This window comes from Shewanella algicola (assembly GCF_014648035.1).
In the GTDB taxonomy this organism is placed as follows: domain Bacteria; phylum Pseudomonadota; class Gammaproteobacteria; order Enterobacterales; family Shewanellaceae; genus Shewanella; species Shewanella algicola.
Map to the genome: position 1 here is coordinate 1 of NZ_BMQI01000071.1, position 17,838 is coordinate 17,838.

General features: G+C 41.6%; 15 protein-coding genes and 3 tRNA genes. 13 read left to right on the top strand and 5 right to left on the bottom strand.

The genetic code is table 11. From position 1 onward, the window contains the following. Nucleotides 1–105: transposase family protein (locus IEY42_RS22780; RefSeq protein WP_229780209.1), on the bottom strand; the 105-nt coding region annotated here is incomplete at its 3' end. 74 nt (nucleotides 106–179) lie between these two features. Here IEY42_RS22780 and IEY42_RS20200 point away from each other — a divergent pair. The 3 genes from IEY42_RS20200 (at nucleotide 180) to IEY42_RS20210 (ending at nucleotide 4,476) form a co-directional block, all read left to right on the top strand. Next, nucleotides 180–716 (top strand): hypothetical protein, encoded by a 537-nt coding sequence (locus tag IEY42_RS20200; protein ID WP_188927024.1) that lies wholly within the window; start codon nucleotides 180–182, stop codon nucleotides 714–716. After that, complete coding sequence (locus tag IEY42_RS20205) at nucleotides 709–1,803, top strand: DUF2855 family protein (RefSeq protein ID WP_188927025.1); 1,095 nt, start codon at nucleotides 709–711, stop codon at nucleotides 1,801–1,803. The genes IEY42_RS20200 and IEY42_RS20205 overlap by 8 nt, the downstream gene beginning before the upstream one ends. A 558-nt stretch (nucleotides 1,804–2,361) precedes the next feature. Further along, the gene (locus tag IEY42_RS20210; RefSeq protein ID WP_188927026.1) at nucleotides 2,362–4,476 is read left to right on the top strand and encodes a TonB-dependent siderophore receptor; all 2,115 of its coding nucleotides are present in this window, start codon (nucleotides 2,362–2,364) and stop codon (nucleotides 4,474–4,476) included. A gap of 258 nt (nucleotides 4,477–4,734) precedes the next feature. Here IEY42_RS20210 and yidZ read toward each other — a convergent pair whose 3' ends face one another. The 3 genes from yidZ to IEY42_RS20220 are packed head-to-tail and all read right to left on the bottom strand — an operon-like array spanning nucleotide 4,735 to nucleotide 6,900. After that, nucleotides 4,735–5,307, bottom strand: a complete 573-nt coding sequence (gene yidZ / locus IEY42_RS22690) for an HTH-type transcriptional regulator YidZ (RefSeq protein WP_308425008.1) — start codon at nucleotides 5,305–5,307, stop codon at nucleotides 4,735–4,737. Further along, nucleotides 5,265–5,702: a LysR family transcriptional regulator gene (locus IEY42_RS22695; protein WP_308425007.1), complete on the bottom strand. Its 438-nt coding sequence runs from the start codon at nucleotides 5,700–5,702 to the stop codon at nucleotides 5,265–5,267. The genes yidZ and IEY42_RS22695 overlap by 43 nt, the downstream gene beginning before the upstream one ends. Next, the gene (locus IEY42_RS20220; RefSeq protein WP_275974665.1) at nucleotides 5,677–6,900 is read right to left on the bottom strand and encodes an MFS transporter; all 1,224 of its coding nucleotides are present in this window, start codon (nucleotides 6,898–6,900) and stop codon (nucleotides 5,677–5,679) included. Before IEY42_RS20220 ends, IEY42_RS22695 begins: the two co-directional genes overlap by 26 nt. A gap of 478 nt (nucleotides 6,901–7,378) precedes the next feature. Here IEY42_RS20220 and IEY42_RS20225 point away from each other — a divergent pair, with 478 nt between their 5' ends. After that, the gene (locus tag IEY42_RS20225; protein WP_188927027.1) at nucleotides 7,379–9,013 is read left to right on the top strand and encodes a methyl-accepting chemotaxis protein; all 1,635 of its coding nucleotides are present in this window, start codon (nucleotides 7,379–7,381) and stop codon (nucleotides 9,011–9,013) included. Between the two features lie 92 nt (nucleotides 9,014–9,105). Here the strand turns inward: IEY42_RS20225 and IEY42_RS20230 are convergent, their stop codons facing one another. After that, nucleotides 9,106–10,572, bottom strand: coding sequence for a DASS family sodium-coupled anion symporter (locus IEY42_RS20230; RefSeq protein WP_188927028.1), 1,467 nt, complete (start codon nucleotides 10,570–10,572; stop codon nucleotides 9,106–9,108). A 782-nt stretch (nucleotides 10,573–11,354) separates the two neighbouring features. Between IEY42_RS20230 and IEY42_RS20235 the strand changes: the two genes are divergently transcribed. The 9 genes from IEY42_RS20235 (at nucleotide 11,355) to IEY42_RS20275 (ending at nucleotide 17,737) form a co-directional block, all read left to right on the top strand. Then, nucleotides 11,355–11,774: a secondary thiamine-phosphate synthase enzyme YjbQ gene (locus tag IEY42_RS20235; RefSeq protein ID WP_188927029.1), complete on the top strand. Its 420-nt coding sequence runs from the start codon at nucleotides 11,355–11,357 to the stop codon at nucleotides 11,772–11,774. A gap of 253 nt (nucleotides 11,775–12,027) precedes the next feature. Then, the gene (uvrY, locus tag IEY42_RS20240; protein ID WP_188922536.1) at nucleotides 12,028–12,672 is read left to right on the top strand and encodes a UvrY/SirA/GacA family response regulator transcription factor; all 645 of its coding nucleotides are present in this window, start codon (nucleotides 12,028–12,030) and stop codon (nucleotides 12,670–12,672) included. Nucleotides 12,673–12,711: 39 nt separating this feature from the next. Then, nucleotides 12,712–14,544, top strand: a complete 1,833-nt coding sequence (gene uvrC / locus IEY42_RS20245; RefSeq protein WP_188927030.1) for an excinuclease ABC subunit UvrC — start codon at nucleotides 12,712–12,714, stop codon at nucleotides 14,542–14,544. Nucleotides 14,545–14,588: 44 nt separating this feature from the next. Further along, nucleotides 14,589–15,137 carry a CDP-diacylglycerol--glycerol-3-phosphate 3-phosphatidyltransferase gene (gene pgsA, locus IEY42_RS20250; protein ID WP_188922540.1) on the top strand — a complete coding sequence of 183 codons (549 nt, stop codon included), beginning with the start codon at nucleotides 14,589–14,591 and terminating at the stop codon, nucleotides 15,135–15,137. Nucleotides 15,138–15,386: 249 nt separating this feature from the next. Beyond that, nucleotides 15,387–15,462: transfer RNA gene (locus IEY42_RS20255), tRNA-Gly, on the top strand. Nucleotides 15,463–15,503: 41 nt separating this feature from the next. Beyond that, nucleotides 15,504–15,577 (top strand) — tRNA-Cys (locus tag IEY42_RS20260). A 47-nt stretch (nucleotides 15,578–15,624) separates the two neighbouring features. Continuing rightward, a tRNA-Leu gene (locus IEY42_RS20265) sits at nucleotides 15,625–15,710 on the top strand. A gap of 1,165 nt (nucleotides 15,711–16,875) precedes the next feature. After that, entirely contained in the window at nucleotides 16,876–17,181 is a 306-nt protein-coding gene (locus IEY42_RS20270; protein WP_188927031.1) for a hypothetical protein, read from the top strand. Continuing rightward, nucleotides 17,138–17,737: a hypothetical protein gene (locus IEY42_RS20275; RefSeq protein WP_188927032.1), complete on the top strand. Its 600-nt coding sequence runs from the start codon at nucleotides 17,138–17,140 to the stop codon at nucleotides 17,735–17,737. The genes IEY42_RS20270 and IEY42_RS20275 overlap by 44 nt, the downstream gene beginning before the upstream one ends. Nucleotides 17,738–17,838 lie beyond the last annotated feature (101 nt).

Sequence of the window (17,838 nt, forward strand, 5' to 3'; positions counted from 1 at the left end):
AGCGATAGCGGCTAAAACAAGAAAAATAATATCAACTAAATCATGGTCTAGGTTGATGTGAGAACGAGGGTCTTCGATAAGTTTCAAGTGTTCAAATAAGGACATGGATTAGGTTCAGTAGATTAACATGCCTGATCAGATCATGCCGATACGAAAAAGTTCCCTACTGTTAACAAAGTATGATCCCGCCCTGCGTTACCCATTTAGACAACACAGTGATAACACTTGAGCAGGGCAGTTATCACACGCCAGAAAACACCTTATTTATTGATTGCTCGGCCAGTGCCTTAGGTGAGCTTGCACCGTTACCCGTGTTTAGCGATGACAAAATAACCCTGCAGACCATACGTATTATTCAACCTGTTTTTAGTGCATCACTCATTGCACATATTGAAGCGACATATCAGAACGATCAGCAAAAAAATGCTTTAAGCCAAATCGTACCATTACCGAACAAAGCAACCGATTGGTTAACGGTAAATGCCGCATTTATGCGAAACCAGTATATTTGGTCGCAAGACAAGGCGTTACAAAAATGGTTGTATTGCAGCCGACTGGATGGCTTTAGCCAATTAGTGGTTGATGCCCCAAAAGATGATATTGAAAAACAAGCAATATTACTGCGTTTACGCTCGAATGCGCCTAAGGCGATGGAGAACTTAATGCGGCTAATTGCCACCTTAAATATGCCTAAAAAGGAGGCCGCTCATGCATGAGTTTCAAGTGAATAAACACGATTTTACAAAAACAAGGTTAGCAGAAAATAATGACTTAACGACTGAAACAGCCTTATCTGACAATGAAGTTATTGTGCGCGTCGACAGTTTTGCACTCACCGCAAATAATATTACCTATGCAGTATTAGGTGAAAAACTGGGCTATTGGCAGTTTTTCCCCGCTTCAGATAATGCAGATAATACTTGGGGGATTATTCCGGTGTGGGGGTTTGCTACGGTGATGTCATCACACAGTAATGATATTGCAGTGGGGGAAAAGCTATTTGGTTATTTTCCGCCGACATCACTGGTTAAAATGACGGCAACCCAAGTGTCATCACAGCGCTTTTTTGATGGCAGTGCTCATCGCGCTGCATTGCCGCCCGGTTATAATGTTTATCGCAGGGTATTAGCTGAGCCTGGTTATAACGAAAATTATGATAAGCAACGCATGTTATTGTTTCCACTTTATATTACTTCATTTTGTTTATGGGATTACTTACAAAGTCAGCACTGGTTTGACGCTGAGCAGGTCATTATTATTAGTGCGTCGAGCAAAACCAGTATTGGCCTTGCTTATGGTATTGATGACAGTGAGCCTGCACCCAACTTAATTGGCATGACAAGCGCACGTAATAGCGAATTTGTTAAAGAGCTTGGTGTATACAAACAAGTGCTTAACTATGGCGATATCTCCGAGCTTAACCCCACATTAAAAACCGTTATTGTTGATATGGCGGGAAATGCTGAACAATTAAAAGCAATAGAACAGCATATGGGCAAAAATTTAACTTATTGCTTGCAAGTTGGACTAACACATTGGGATGCGGCTTCATTCACCTCGCCATTTACCCATACCGACAGTGAAATGTTTTTTGCGCCAGGACATATTCAAAAGCGCATTACTCAATGGGGTGCAAAAGAGTTTGAGCGCCAATCCATGAGTTTTATGGCAAAAAGCATGCAGCGCAGTGCCAGTTGGTTAGCGTTCACTACGATAGATGGCATTGAACAAATGACAGGGGTTTATGCTGATGTTTGTAACGGGGTTTTAGCGCCAGAAAAAGGCATCATTGTGAAGCCTTAGTTGTGAACACTTAACTAGTGGAAACCTAATGGGTCACTTCACTAGTTACTCTTGAGTATTAGGGCGTGTTTATAAACAAAGATAAACACGCCCTAGATATCGAGATAAAATAGTAGAGTTATTTATTATTTCGACTCAATATCGTTCACAAAGAACGCTTTACTTACCTTGCTTTAATTGCAGCTATAGATGCTAAGGCTAAAACACTATGGCCAATATACACTCGCGTTAGCTTAAAAATACGCCTTACTATTACGCTTGTTGGTATGTGATAGCTAAGGCTTTTTTGCGCAGGTTGATCCTGTTTGGCAATCGATATCATTTTAAATAACAAATCAATGCATAATCGCAGTGATAATGACTTTGATTGGCTGTTATAGAGGTTGCTTTGAGCCATTAATAGTATTGGTTAACGGTGTTATTTCTCAATTAACTTCTCACAATTAGCTTCGTTTCATCACGTGTGTTTAAATAATTTGTAACGAGTACCACTTTGACTACACATATTGATATGTTGTAACATTTCGTTTTTATTTTATTCCTTAAAGAGCAAAGCACGTGAAAAAGCACTTTATATGTTCACTATTAGTCATTTCTAATGGTGTATTAGCACAAGATAATGTTACTCAAACATCAGACGTTCAAGATGACATTGAGCGTATTGAAGTGAAACGATTATGGCAGCCATACCGTGGCAATGTGCCATTAATTGATACCCCTCAAGCTGTTGATAGAATTAACGCCGATACCATAAAAAACGAGGGTATTACTCATTTTATGGATGCCTTGGATTTTTCACCAAGTATCGTAAGACAAAATAATTCTGGTGGTATGTTTGACAGTTTTGCTGTGCGTGGTTTTTCTGGTGACGAAAATAACCCAACGGGCACGCTCGTTAATGGTTTTAACTCACGCGGTTATACCGGTAACAGAAACACGGCGAATATTGAAACCATTGAAGTGATGAAAGGGCCAGGCTCTGCGTTATACGGACAAGGTGAGCCGGGCGGCACAGTGAATATCATTACCAAAAAGCCGCAATTTGAAGAGCAAGGCTATATTCAGGGAACATTGGGCAGTTACGACAAAAAACAAATCGAGTTTGACCACACTAAAGGTCTTACTGATGATGTGGCTTACCGTATAAACGGCTTTTACGAAGATTCTGATACGTATCGAGATAGCGTTGACATTGAAAGTTTAAATTTAAGCCCTTCTATTTTGTGGAATATTTCAGGTGTCACGAGCTTAAGCTATGAGATGGAGGTTGTTGAACAGAGCAAAGCGTTAGACCGTGGCGTGTACGTGTTAGATAATGACTTTGATTCTGTCGACTCTGCTGATTTTTATGGCGACACTCGAGATGGTGCACACAAAGTGAAGGCACTAGGCCATCAATTGTTGTTAAATCATCAACTGAATAATCATTGGAGTTTATTAGCGGGCTTAGCTTATCGAGACTCATCATTTAAAGGCCTGTCTTCTGATACTGAGCTGTCTGCTGGTCGTCAGTTGATTTATACCGACCCTGATTTGCTATCAAGACAAAGAAGAGAGCGAGATTATCAGGCAGAAGATTTATCTGCCCGTTTTGAGGTCAGTGGTGACATAGAGCTTGGTGGTGTTAAAAATAACCTACTGATAGGGTTAGATTATTACAACTTCCAATTAGATACAGATTACAGAGTGTGGCGAACCGCGTGGGGATCGGGTGACTCTACCTATGCTATCGACCCTAACAATCCTGACTACACAATGGAACAGCCTGAAACCTCTCCAACAACGGTGACATCTGAAGAGCAAACAGGCCTTGGCTTATATGCACAAGATTTAATTGAACTGACAGATAAGGCCAAGCTTTTAGTCGGTTTTAGGGTAGATTATTTCGAGCAAGATATATTAGATAAACTTGCCAATGAGTCTCAAGATCAAGACCAAACAGAGGTGTCTTCTCGCTTTGGCTTTGTTTATGAACTGGCTGACAATATCAATGTGTATACCAGCTATGCAGAAGGTTTTAGACCAAACTCGGGTCTAGATTCAGATAGAAATGCGTTTGAACCAGAGCAAACCGACTCTTTTGAAGTGGGTCTAAAGTGGCAAAATGTTGCAGATAGATTTTCTGGTAGCTTAGCCCTTTTTGATGCAAGTAAAACAAATATGTTAACTGCTGAGCCTAATACCGGGTTGTCAGCAACCCTAGGTGAAGTTGAAAGCCAGGGTGTTGAATTGCAATTGACGACGTTATTAACTTCAGATACAAGCCTTGATATTGCTTATGCGTATACCGACGCAAGAACGGCAAAAGATTTAGTTGATAATGACTGGGGTGTACCTATTCCTAAAGGGGCGCGTTTAATTAACGTTGCAGAACATGTCGGCCATGTTTCGTTGCGACATTACACTGACATTATGGGCAAAGAAGCTTATTTTGGCGCAACAGTTAATTATGTTGGCGACCGTCTCGGTGAAACAACTGACCCTGACTATATTTTACCTTCATACACCTTAGTTAACTTATCCGCAGCTGTAGATATTACTAGCAGAGTCAGCGTGATGCTTGATGTAAACAACGTATTTGATGAGGAATATTTTGAAAGCTCATACCACAAGTTATGGACGATGCCGGGTGAGCCGATTAATTTTAGTGCGAGTGTGAAGTACCAATTTTAATTGCTTAATATTGACTTGTTATTACAGACTTAGCTTAAGGTTTTTACTGCACATTGACACTCGTCAACGCGCAGTGAAGCCCTTAAGCTTGTTGTTTTAGCATCGACAGCGCCACATTGATTGAGGTTAACTAAGTCGCTATTTTATTGCGGCTTTTTGTATTACTTTTGGCACTCATACACTCATACACACATACCCCGGCCCACAGTGGTATCTCAATATTTACTTAATACATTACTGACCCTATATGGCTTGTGTTTATTGGTGATTGTTGAGCTCGCTATATAGGGCTTTAATGGCGTTTCTTAACCAGGATGTTTTAGGTTTTTGATTATTACGTTTATGCCAAATGAGGGTGAAGGGGATCATCAGTTTTGCTTGTAATGCGCTGTCGACAGGGATGGGTAAACACACTAAGTCGGGGTGCACTTTTTGGCAGTAATATTGGCAATATTGCGGCGCGGTTGTGATCATTTCGTGGCCGGGTTGAGCGGTCATAAATAACGATTGCTCAAAGGTGGCCATGGTGAGCTCAATACTGCGTTTTAGACCCATTTCAATTAACACTTCATCTAATGCCCAGGTGTCACATTTTTCCCAGGTGATATTGATTTGTGGGTACTTAATAAAGGTCGAAATGTTCCACTCTTCTTGTAACGCAGGATGACTTTTATGCAGATAAACCACCGGAAGATCGGTAAATAACACTTCGTAATTAATAAAGTAGGGCAGCAGTTCAATTGACTCTTTTGATCTGGGGTGACTTTCACGTCCAGTAAAGCCAATATCTACTTCGCCGCGAATAATGGCTTCAATGGAGTCGTAATCCAGTTATGTACTTTAACTTTGGCATCAGGGTATTGTTGGTAAATTTGTTGGCTTAGCTGATTAAACATGGTCAATAATAACGGTGATTCCATCGCAAGATTAAAGCGAATACCATTGGGGATTTCATCACCGCGTTTGGCTAGTAGTTGACTGCTTAACTGCAGCCAATCGGCTAACTCTTGCTCCATGCTAATGGCCAGCGAGGTTGGGCTAAATCCATGGGGCGTTTTAACAAACAGCGGGTCGTCAAACCATTCTCTTAATTTGCTCAGTGATTTACTCACCGTTGAGGGCGTCACATTGAGTTTTTTGGCTGCTTTAGACACACTCAATTCCTGCAACAGTAACTGCAAAGTAATAAGCAGGTTGAGATCAAGGCGTGCTAACGATTTGTTCATGGGTGTCACTCTGCAGTGGTGAAGGGATTAATAGTATTAAAACCATGCTAATAACACCACCAATAAGCAAGATTAATATCAGCATATTCAATGCACTTACTCCTAACAAACCCAGCAACCAAATAAATAATGCTGAACTGCAAACCTGAACCACACCCAGTATTGAACTGGCCACGCCGGCCCTAAAGCGATAAGGGCTTAATGCTTGGCTCATCACCACACCAAAGCCAATAGAAAAACTGGCACAAATAAGACTAAAGCCGAATAAGCTCAACAATTGATAGCTCGGCGCTAATTGCGTTACCCCAAGTATGATTGCAGCAGTGACAAATAATCCTTGTGAGACAATCATTAAGCTGCGCTGGTGGAAAAAAGACAACGCAAATGGCATTGCAAACGAGGTTAACATACTCACCAGTGCAGTTAAGGCCATGGTGGTTGAGTATTCGCCGCGGCTAAAGCCCATGGTATTCATGATTAACATTGGCGATACATTTACAAACGTCAAAATTGCGGTCACGGCAATGGCACTGATGAGTAATCTGCTTAAGAAAAATCGTTCATAAAAAGATTCTGTCGCGGCTATTTGTGCATCTGTTGTTGGCTCCGAACTGTGTGAGTGTTCAGCCGATGGCATTAGCGATTTATTGTGAGTTTCTTGTAACACAAACACAGATAATAAACACACTAAGACTCCCATCCCCGCCATGGTGATAAACAAACTTGACCAGGGATAGCGAAGCATAATCAAGTGGCCTATCACGGGGGCAATGACCGGCATAATACAGGTAATGCCATTGACCATGGATAACACCTTTGCCCGACGCTCATCGTTTAATGTATCGCGTAAAATAGCAAAGGCGACCACGTAACAACACCCTGCGCCAATGCCTTGAATAAAACGGACTATCAAAAAGGTTTGGCTGTTATCGACTATACTTCCCATGGCTGAGGCGAGAGTAAAAATAATCGCCCCAACAATGGCGATAGGTTTTCTGCCAATTTTGTCAGCTAATTTACCGGCAAACACCATGGTCGTCGCCATGCCAGCTAAATATACAGAAAAGGCAATATGCAGTTGTGATTCATTCGCGCCTAAGTCTTTGGCTATTTGAGGCAAGCCGACTAAATAGAGATCGATTGCCGTTGGGTAGAGCAGAACGAGCGCAAAGCTACAGAGTATAAATCGAGTCATCATATCCACACTTATTCGTTAACCCGAACTCAGGTTAGTTAATTAATGATAAGGTGAAAGCATGAGATGCACGAGTTGCCATTTTGACAACAGGTATTTCTATTTACGACATGGGTGCGTTAACCCTTACTTAAACGATAACCATTATTTTTGCTTTACCATCGTGAGCCAAGAGAGTGTTGCACACGTATAGAGTGTCGATTTACACCCCTTTTGTATCGGGAGTTTGACGTTGTTGAAATTATTTAGCGATTACGTCGGTCTTTACCAGTTAACATTTTAATCTTTTTTGAACATCTGTTACATTACCGAGCTGATCCATGAGATGGCGTATTTATTGTGATGTTAGCAAAGGATTCATCATACTTGTTGCGGTAATCAATCACCCGCACAACCATTTTTATTTACGCTTTAGTGACATAGTGTTTTGCTGGTCGTGCAAAAGTAATTAATAAACTAATCAAATATAAGGTTTTTAATAATGAGAATAATAAGCCGCCTGTATTTTGGCTTTGCAAGTTTACTGGTCATCATGGTTGGTATTACCTTGTTTGGTTTGTTTAAAATCAGTGTTGCAGACAACAATTTAACGCACTTGTCGGAGCAAACAGCAGTGGAGCAGCGCCAAGCCATTAATTTTAGAGGCAGCGTGCATGACCGTGCTATTTCGATTCGTGATGCAGTATTAGTTAATAATCCGGCGCGTTCTCAACAGCATCAAAATGACATCATTCGCCTTAATGAATTTTATCAAACAGCGGCAAAAACCTTGGATAAAATGTATGCAAATTTGCAACATAGCAACGAAGAAGTCAGGCTATTTCAAGCTATTCAAGATATTGAGGTATCCACATTAAATGCAACCGCAACCTTGCTTGATATGATCAACAGTGCTCGTCAAACTGAAGCAGAGCAGCATTTATTAACCACCGTTTCACCTTTGTACAGTGAATGGCTTAAAAGAATTAATAATCTAATTGATTATCAAGAAACCCAAATTCAGTTAGAAGTGTCTACTGCGCGTGAGCAAACTTCCAGTTTTCAGTCGGTGATGCTAATCGTTACCGCTATGGCATTATTGATTGGTAGTGTCGTTGCGTTTACTTCAGTTAAACGCTTAAGAAATATTATTGGCGGTGAGCCAGAATATGCAGCCGATGTGATACAACAAATTGCTCGAGGCGACCTTACGGTAAAATTACAGGTGGACTCTTCACACAGTATTTTAAGTGCCGTGCAGGATTTAAGTGTTAATTTGACAGAAATTACGCAAAACTCGATGCTTACCGCTAACAAGTTGCTTGCAGCATCTAAAGCTCTGTATCAAACCGCACAACAAAACGAACACCTTATCAACAACCAAAAGCTCGCAACAGACAATGGCGCTGCTGCTATTAACCAAATGTCGGGCACGGTTAATGAAGTGGCTAACCACACCAATGATGCCGCTTTATTATCGCAAACAGCAACCAACGAGTTTAACGCAGGCCAGCTTGAGGTGACTCAAACACAAAACGACATTGATGCACTTGCTGCTAAAGTCAGTGAGGCAGCCGATATTATTGATTTATTGTCGCAAGACAGCAAAGAAATCGGCACCGTATTAGATGTTATTCAAGGCATTGCAGAGCAAACAAACTTACTGGCTTTAAATGCAGCCATTGAAGCTGCGCGAGCAGGTGAACAAGGTCGTGGCTTTGCCGTGGTTGCAGATGAAGTGCGTAACCTTGCCCAGCGCACCCAAGAGTCAACTCGACAAATTCAAGCAGTGATAGAAAGCATGAGCACCAGTTCAGCCAAAGCTGTTACCGTGATGGATGAAGGGCAACAGCAAGCCACTAGCAGTGTTCAACAAGCTAAACGTGCCGGGGAGTCGTTAACGGCCATCAATGTGTCGGTGATTAAAATCAGTGATATGAATACCCAAATTGCTACCGCAGCAGAGCAGCAATCGGTAGTAGCGGCAGAGATTAATCAAAACTTTGTTGAAATTACCAGCTCAGCATTGTTAGCTCAACAAGAGGCGAGCAAAATTACCGCGGCAAGCCATCAATTAGAAGCGTTAGCGCAGAGTTTAGAGTTAAATGTTAAACAGTTTAAGACAGAGTCATTGTAAATAGATAATAGAATAAACAATAACGCTGACAAGTCGCCTAGGGCGTTTGTCAGCGTTAATCTATAACAAGCAGTCAATTGATTGCGATACGTTTACCAAAAGCCAAGTAACTTCCACCAAAGCCCGCCAACCACGCCCCAAATGGTTAAGTTAACTACGCTCATAATAAAGCCCATAAACCACCAGTTTTCCATTGATACATAGCCTGACCCAAAAATAATAGGTGAGGTGCCGGTGGCATAATGGGTTAATGACATCATTAATGACGATGCCCCAGCAAGCAGTAAACCTAGGTATAAAGGTGGGGCGCCTAATGCGATACCTGCAGTAAAAAATGCGGCAAACATAGCAGTAATGTGTGCGGTTGTGCTGGCAAAGAAATAGTGTGCGTAGAAGTAAACCACCACCAGAATGATGACCGACACCATCCAGCCGACACCCAATTGGGCAATATTGTTTTCAACCACCCCAGAAAACCAAGCCACTAAACCGAGTTTATTTAAAAAGGTCGCCATCATTACCAGTGCTGAGAACCAGACTACGGTGTCCCAGGCGGCTTTTTCTTTAAGCACATCATCCCAGCTGAGTACGCCGCTGATTAACAAAATCGATAATCCTAAGAACGCAACTGCAGTGGTATTGACCGCAAAGGCCGAGCCCAAAATCATGGCAGGCACGCCAGCCCATAAAACCAATAACAAGCCAAATACACTGATCATGACTTTTTCAGCGTAAGACATTGGCCCCATGTCAGTCAGTTTATCTTTAGCAAACACGCTGGCGTCGGGAGTGCGTTTAATTTCCGGCGGGTAAATCGCGTAAATAATTAACGGCATCAGCGCAATACACAGTAAGCCGGGCAATAAAGCAGCCAGTGCCCAGGTACCCCAGGTGATACTAATCTCTGCGCCCGTAGCATCGGCAATTAATTTAACGATTAATGGATTAGGCGCAGTGGCGGTAATGAACATCGCCGAGGTTATCGGATTGGTGTGATAATTCACTAGGGCGAGGTAATGGCCAATTTTTCTTGATGTGCCTTGTTCTGGTGATGAGCCAAAGCTGGAAGCAATAGATTTCATTATCGGATGAATCACCCCGCCACCACGGGCTGTATTACTTGGCGTAACGGGAGCGATAACTAACTCGGACAACGCAAGCGCATAGCCTATACCAATGGTTTTTCGGCCAAACAAGGAGATAAAGTTATAGCCGATACGATTACCAAGACCGGTTTTTGCTAACCCACGCGAGATAATAATCGCAATACCAATCAACCAAATTAATGAGTTAGAAAAACCGCTTAATGCATCTTTAATTGCCTCTGAAGGTTTGTCATTGGTCACGCCGGTCAACGCGACCAAAGTAATGGCTAACACTGCAATCGCCCCAATTGGCATGGCTTTACCAATAATGGCGACAACAGTACCAACAAATAGCGCCAGTAAATGCCATGCATTGGCTGATACGCCCTGCGGTGGCGCTACGATAAACCAAAGAATCAAAATTATCGCGATTGAAATGAAGCCTGGAATAACACGAATATCAGTACTCTTCATTGCAGTATCCTTAGATGTGAGAAGACATCTTTATATGAAGAAAATAACGGCTTACGTGAGGGAACCCTTAAGTAGAATAAACGCAATAACTTGATACTAAGTCTTTGTTGTAGCTGATTTTGTGAGGCAAATCTCATTGTTGAAAACTATAATGATTAACGGTAAATCTGTTTGTGGGTGAAATGCTTTTAGGCAGGCATATTGGCGGAAATGACCATTTGGCATAATATTTTTATGCGTTGAGTTGGCCGAACAATAATTGAAAACGGTATGCGCAGGCATTTACTCTTGCCATGAATAAAATGTTAAGCCGTTTATGTTAAGCGGCGGTTGGTAAGCGATTGGGTTTTATGTTTGTAGTGTGTAAGTTGGTATTGACTGGGTTATAGGCGGTGGCCTGACAATGCTGGTTAATCCTGTATAAATTTTGGCGTTAACTGTGTTCTCACTATGACGTTGTTTATTTGCATAACATGAAGGGTTTTAAATTAAAAGCATTTAAATACAATTTGTTATATTAGCTTTGTGTTTTGAGCGGGAGTTATTAAGTATATTCAAATTGACACTTATATCGACTTATTTAACACTTATTGTTATATCGAGTCTGTTCACTTGAGTGTATGCTCTAAGTTAAATAGTTCGAACGTGCTTTAAAGGTATATTGAAGCTTAAATGTTACTGCGCTCAAAGCTTGGCTTAATGTTAAAGAAAAATATTAACATTGATACAATGACCAAGGATTAAAGCTTAAGCTGCTTAAAGTTAAAGGTTTAACGCAATCGATGTGGATTCAAAAATCAATTACATTGGCGCCAAAAAGACGCGGGTTTCATTTAATTACTGATGAAGTCACTAAGCACATTCCACAGCTAAACAACATTGAAGTGGGCTTAATGCAGGTGTTTATTCAACACACATCGGCCTCGCTAACGCTCAATGAAAATGCCGACCCTACGGTTCGTTGCGATATGGAGCGTCATTTTAATGTGCTTGCACCAGAAGGTGCACCTTATTTTAAGCACACTTATGAAGGTCCAGATGACATGCCTGCGCACATTAAATCAACGCTGATTGGTGCTAGCCAAACGATCCCAATTACGGCAGGGCGGTTAAATTTGGGCACTTGGCAAGGCTTATACTTATGTGAGCATCGTGATAGTGCGTCTTCGCGAACAATTATTGTTACAATTCAGGGCGAGTAGTTAAATATTCGCTCAAGCTCAATGTATCTGGGATAACATAATCGTCTGTTTTGTATGCACTCCTCACGTTAGTGGGTGACTTTGCTTGTGTAAGCAAATGTAAAGATGCTAAATTCATTCAGCTTATTGAAACGCTTTACATATGCAGTTTTACTGAACTTACTTTTGCCAATAGCTTGCATATAATTTTTTTGTATATAAATCGGCCCTAAAAGAATTTAAAAGAATAACGCATAATAATAGGTGGGTTAACGTGATATCTGTATATTTAGTTGACGATCATGAACTCGTGAGAACGGGGATCCGTCGTATTCTGGAAGACGAACGTGGTATCAAAGTCGTGGGTGAAGCACCCGACGGTGAAACGGCTGTTCAGTGGTCGAGGCAGAATGAAGCTGATGTTATTTTGATGGACATGAACATGCCGGGTATGGGTGGCTTAGAAGCAACTCGTAAAATTTTACGTTATCAACCCGAAGCAAAAATCATTGTATTAACAGTACAAACCGAAGATCCATTTCCAACTAAGGTTATGCAAGCGGGTGCGTCTGGTTATTTAACCAAAGGCTCAACCTCGCCAGAAGTGTTACGTGCAATAACCCAGGTGGCACGTGGTCAACGTTATTTGTCGCCTGAAATCGCCCAGCAAATGGCACTTAGCCAGTTTAATCATTCTGACGAAAACCCATTTAGCACCTTGTCTGAGCGCGAACTACAGATAATGTTAATGATTACCAACGGCGAAAAAGTTAACGATATTTCTGAAAAGCTTAACTTAAGCCCAAAAACGGTTAACAGCTACCGCTATCGCTTATTTGCTAAATTAGGCATTGGCGGCGATGTTGAGTTGACCCGTTTAGCTATTCGTTACAAAATGCTCGATACAGGTTCATTTTAGTTGGGAATATCCCGCGTAACGCATTAAGTAGCTTTAATCATGTCTAGTGGTTTTAATGCCAAATCTTTTTTAAAAAACGTCACCAGCGCCCCGGGTGTATATCGAATGTACGATATACGCCAACAAGTCATTTATGTTGGTAAAGCCAAAGACCTCAAAAAACGCCTCAGCTCTTACTTTCGCAGCAATATTCCCAGTGTAAAAACGCAGGCATTAGTGTCGCATATTGAGCATATCGATGTGACAGTGACGCATAGCGAAACCGATGCATTGTTGCTCGAAAACGATTACATCAAGCAGTACATGCCTAAATACAATGTGCTGCTGCGTGATGATAAGTCCTACCCGTATATTTTACTCAGTGGTCATAAACACCCCAGGTTGGCTTATCATCGAGGGCCAAAGCGTGAAAAAGGCCATTATTTTGGGCCTTATCCTAATGGCGGCGCGGTTCGCGAAAGCTTGCACTTAATGCAAAAACTGTTTCCAATCCGCCAGTGTGATGACCTATATTACAAATCGCGCTCTCGCCCTTGTTTGCAGTATCAACTAGACCGTTGTAGCGCGCCTTGTGTTGGTATTGTCAGCGATGAAGAGTACAGTGAACAAGTTAAACTGGCAGGGTTGTTTTTACGCGGCAAAGATAAGCAGGTTATTAGCCAGCTGGTGGCCAAAATGGAAGCGGCTGCAATTGATATGCACTATGAGCAAGCGGCACAATACCGCGATCAAATTACCGCCCTTAGGCGCGTGGCTGAGCAACAAGAAGTGTCTAACCACAAAGGCGATATGGATGTTATCGGGGTGGATTATGCCTCGGGTATTGCATGCTTTCACTTATTATTTATTCGCGACGGTAAAATCTTTGGCAGCCGCAGTTATTATCCTTCGGTGCCTGCAGAGACAGACATTGAAGAAGTACTGTCATCGTTCTTAGGGCAATTCTACCTCAACGCCGACATTCAACGCACTATTCCTAAAGAGGTTATCTTAAGCCATTCGTTTGATGGAATAAAAGAGCTTGAGGCATCGATTGAGCATGCCCTTGATAAAAAGTTTGAGCTTAAAACCCAAGTGCGTGGCGATAGAGCGAATTTTTTACGCTTAGCCATGACTAATGCCAGCAACGCCGTCGCGACTCGGTTATCGCACAAAAATACCGTCGAACAACGCTTTCAATTATTGGAAGAGGCGCTGGAGCTTAACGAACCGATTAAGCGAATGGAATGTTTTGATATCAGCCATACCATGGGCGAGAGCACGGTAGCCTCTTGTGTGGTGTTTAATCGCGAAGGTCCACATAAGGCTGATTACCGGCGCTACAATATTACCGGCATTACTGGCGGTGATGATTATGCAGCAATGGAACAAGCCATTAGCCGCCGTTTTGATAAAATAGACAATAATGGCAAAGTGCCTGACTTACTGTTTATTGATGGTGGTATTGGTCAGCTTAGAGTGGCGCAAACCATTGTGGATGAAAAGTGCACTCATATCGATAACCCGCCTCTGTTAATCTGTGTAACCAAAGGCGAAGGGCGTAAAGCCGGTTTAGAAACCTTTACCGTAGGCGGCAGCGAACAAACGTTTGAAATCCCAAGCGACTCGCCTGCATTTCATCTCATTTTACATATTCGAAATGAATCGCATCGCTTTGCGATTACTGGGCACCGTAACAAACGCCAAAAAACACGTAATACTTCAACGCTCGAATCTATCGCCGGTGTAGGCCCTAAAAGGCGTAAAGCCCTATTGCAACATCTTGGCGGAATACAAGAAGTCAAAGGCGCAAGTATTGCTGAATTGGCTAAAGTGCCAGGAATTAGCCTAGAAATGGCACAAACAATTCACGATGCATTGCGAGGGGGCTAAAATTAAGGCAAGATTGGCGCTGCTTCTGACAAATTGGTTTTTTTATGCCGTTTAATGTACCTATTGCACTGACACTATTTCGTATTGCTCTATTACCCGTATTTGTAGTAATTTTTTACTTACCTTACACATGGGCACCGTTTTTAGCCGCATTTATTTTTTGGCTTGCTGCGCTAACCGATTGGTTAGATGGTTATGCTGCCCGTAAATTAGGGCAATTAACCCGCTTTGGTGCATTTTTAGATCCCGTGGCAGATAAAGTCATGGTGTCGACTGCATTAGTGTTACTGGTTCAGCAAAATGACAATATGTATTTAACCTTAGCGTCGTTGTTTATGATTGGCCGTGAGATTGTGATTTCAGCATTACGTGAATGGATGGCAGAAATAGGCAAACGCGGCGTAGTGGCTGTGTCTTGGATAGGTAAATACAAAACTGCAGCACAGATGGCTGCCATTGTTGGGTTAATTTGGAAGCCAACCCCATTATTAACCGACCTGTCTTTTGCATTGTTTTATATTGCCGCAGCATTAACGTTTTGGTCGATGATGAGTTATATTTCAGCAGCTTGGAAAGATTTAACCGCTGAATAGCATAATATTAGTTCAATAAGTTTATTTAGTGCGCAAACAGTCAAAATAGCTTAAATCAATAATTGACACACGAGGTTAATTCGGTAGAATGCCTCCCCGTAGACAAGTGATGAGTCAGCAGCAAGCCTTAGGGTAACATGTTAACCATTGTTGTTTACAAGATTTAAAGTGTAACATTAGCTCAGTTGGATAGGTTGAAAGACGATACCTTTCTTGCGGTGATAATAAAGCATTATAAAAGTTATATAGGCGACATTAGCTCAGTTGGTAGAGCGATACCTTGCCAAGGTATAGGTCATCGGTTCGAACCCGATATGTCGCTCCAATTTCTTATCTTATCCGATGGATTTGAATTTGGTTAAAGATGGCGCGATGGCAGAATGGCTATGCTGCGGATTGCAAATCCGTCGATCTCGGTTCGACTCCGGGTCGCGCCTCCACAAATTGCTTTTAATGGTTACAATAAGTAACGGTTAAAACACACTTTGCCCGAGTGGTGGAATAGGTAGACACAAGGGATTTAAAATCCCTCGCTGAATAAGCGTGCCAGTTCAAGTCTGGCCTCGGGTACCATCCTTTACATACGTAAGTATGGTGTAAAAAAGCCTCGACATCAGTCGGGGCTTTTTTACGTCTGAAATTTGGGTTTAAGGTAAATGGCAAAATCCCTCGCGCTCTGGTTGAACATCAGGCGTGCCAGTCCAAGTCTGGCCTCGGGTACCATTATTTATAGTAAGAAATTACATACGTAAGTATGGTGTGAAAAAGCCTCGACATTAGTCGGGGCTTTTTTACGTCTGAAATTTGAGTTTGTTGTTAAGGGTTAAAGTCAAAAGCAAAATCCCTCGCGCTCTGGTTGAACATCAGGCGTGCGAGCGCAAGTCTGGCCTCGGGTACCATTATTTATAGTAAGAAATTACATACGTAAGTATGGTGTGAAAAAGCCTCGACATCAGTCGGGGCTTTTTTACGTCTGAAATTTGAGTTTGTTGTTAAGGATTAAAGTCAAAAGCAAAATCCCTCGCGCTCTGGTTGAACATCAGGCGTGCGAGCGCAAGTCTGACCTCGGGTACCTCCTTTACATATCTAAAATCTAGATACTGGAGCGGACTTTGTCCTGCTAGGTCGCTACGCGGCTTTAAGAGCGGGTAATTCGAATAGTCGCTAAGTTCTTTGGCTTAATCTTTAGCATAATGAAACTATTTATATGGCCTGCAGCCACTAACGTCGTGGCGCTTCGCCTACACCAGATTAAGGTAGTAAATTGATTTCATTGTCTTCCCGGCAATGGTTTTAAGCCGGGATCCAGGTGTTTGCTTTGTACTTTTGTTCTTTTTGTATCTATGGCCACTAACGTAATGGCGCTTAACCCAGCTTAAAACTGGATTTTAACGGGTTTACCAATGTCTGATAAGCATCCAATGTCAGCCATGTTTCCCATTTTTATGTAGTGTGTACTGTGTATCAAAACAGTTGTTAAGATTATTGCGTCTTTTTAAGTTGAACCGGCTGATAATTAAACTAAAGTTGTGCAAATAATAAATCACGAACTTTGTAATATATTGAATTTAAATTCTTTTTGCTTTTTGTTGAATATTTAGTCCACGTTTAACGCGAAAACTCGCTTTTATTTGTCAGCGGAGTTAAATAAAACTGCTTTACATCAATAAGATAGTAAATGTAGGATGATATTAATCAATAACTTAAGTGGCCGGCTTTAAATTCATTTGAGGTAAATATGGAAATCAAACTCGAAGAAGAATATGAAAATCTAGCTACGGAATGGCAATATCAGATGATCCTACTTCTTAAAGAACAGCTGAAGAAGAATGGTGTCAGCGATGAATCTGCAAAAGAAATAATTGGCAAATTTACTTTTGATTTATCCATGCTTCATGATCAAGGGGAAATAAGGGTAGACGGTAAATCGTTTAACCCTAGAATCTGCTTTGACGATTTCGCAGGGAATTTGATAGGAACTGACGAAGAAACGAATCTCCATGAATACGCTTTCGGTAGTACTAGTGAAGCATTTGGCGAATAAACAGATTTTTACAAGTAAAGGCATTGGACGCGAAAAACCGCGCCCATGCTTTAAGCGTTATGAGCCTATGAAAGTTTCGCTATATACTTTAATATTTTCGATATTTTTGAGCTTAGAAGTCTGTGCTTGTCCTGCGCCACCTCCAGGCTATGGTTTATCACACTCCCAACTAATCGAGAAAACAACAACGATAGTTTTAGCTAAAACCATCAAAGTGACAGATAAAGTCGTAGTGTTTGAGCTTGTCGAAAATATAAAAGGTGAGAGCGAAAAAGAGTTCTTCTGGCGACGTTCCAGAATACCGAAGTCAGTAAAGCATATCAGTACAGACTTTAACCGTCATATTGAACCAACTTTTTGGTCAAACTCTTTATTAGTTAGAAGATCGCCCCCTTCAAAAGGTGGAATTTGTAATATTGCATTTACTTACGAACTCGGAGAAGTTTACTTGGTTTTTCGTGAGTCGTGGGGGCATGCTCATTCAAATGAGATCATTAAATCCGAAGATGATAAATGGCTAGCCTATGTCAAAGAGTCAGTAGCAAGCGGCTTATAACAAGTCAAAAGCAGGACAAAAAAACAGTTGGTTTTTTACGAGACTGTAACTAATTTTGTGTAACTGCTTATCAAAACGTACTCTATTGAGAGTTTAAGATA

Bases quoted from the DNA above. Each gene is read 5' to 3' on its own strand.
- IEY42_RS20200 (WP_188927024.1), top strand. From the start codon at position 180: ATGATCCCGCCCTGCGTTACCCATTTAGACAACACAGTGATAACACTT.
- IEY42_RS20205 (WP_188927025.1), top strand. From the start codon at position 709: ATGCATGAGTTTCAAGTGAATAAACACGATTTTACAAAAACAAGGTTA.
- IEY42_RS22695 (WP_308425007.1), bottom strand. From the start codon at position 5,702: ATGAACAAATCGTTAGCACGCCTTGATCTCAACCTGCTTATTACTTTG.
- IEY42_RS20220 (WP_275974665.1), bottom strand. From the start codon at position 6,900: ATGATGACTCGATTTATACTCTGTAGCTTTGCGCTCGTTCTGCTCTAC.
- IEY42_RS20225 (WP_188927027.1), top strand. From the start codon at position 7,379: ATGAGAATAATAAGCCGCCTGTATTTTGGCTTTGCAAGTTTACTGGTC.
- IEY42_RS20230 (WP_188927028.1), bottom strand. From the start codon at position 10,572: ATGAAGAGTACTGATATTCGTGTTATTCCAGGCTTCATTTCAATCGCG.
- IEY42_RS20235 (WP_188927029.1), top strand. From the start codon at position 11,355: ATGTGGATTCAAAAATCAATTACATTGGCGCCAAAAAGACGCGGGTTT.
- uvrC (WP_188927030.1), top strand. From the start codon at position 12,712: ATGTCTAGTGGTTTTAATGCCAAATCTTTTTTAAAAAACGTCACCAGC.
- pgsA (WP_188922540.1), top strand. From the start codon at position 14,589: ATGCCGTTTAATGTACCTATTGCACTGACACTATTTCGTATTGCTCTA.
- IEY42_RS20270 (WP_188927031.1), top strand. From the start codon at position 16,876: ATGGAAATCAAACTCGAAGAAGAATATGAAAATCTAGCTACGGAATGG.
- IEY42_RS20275 (WP_188927032.1), top strand. From the start codon at position 17,138: ATGAATACGCTTTCGGTAGTACTAGTGAAGCATTTGGCGAATAAACAG.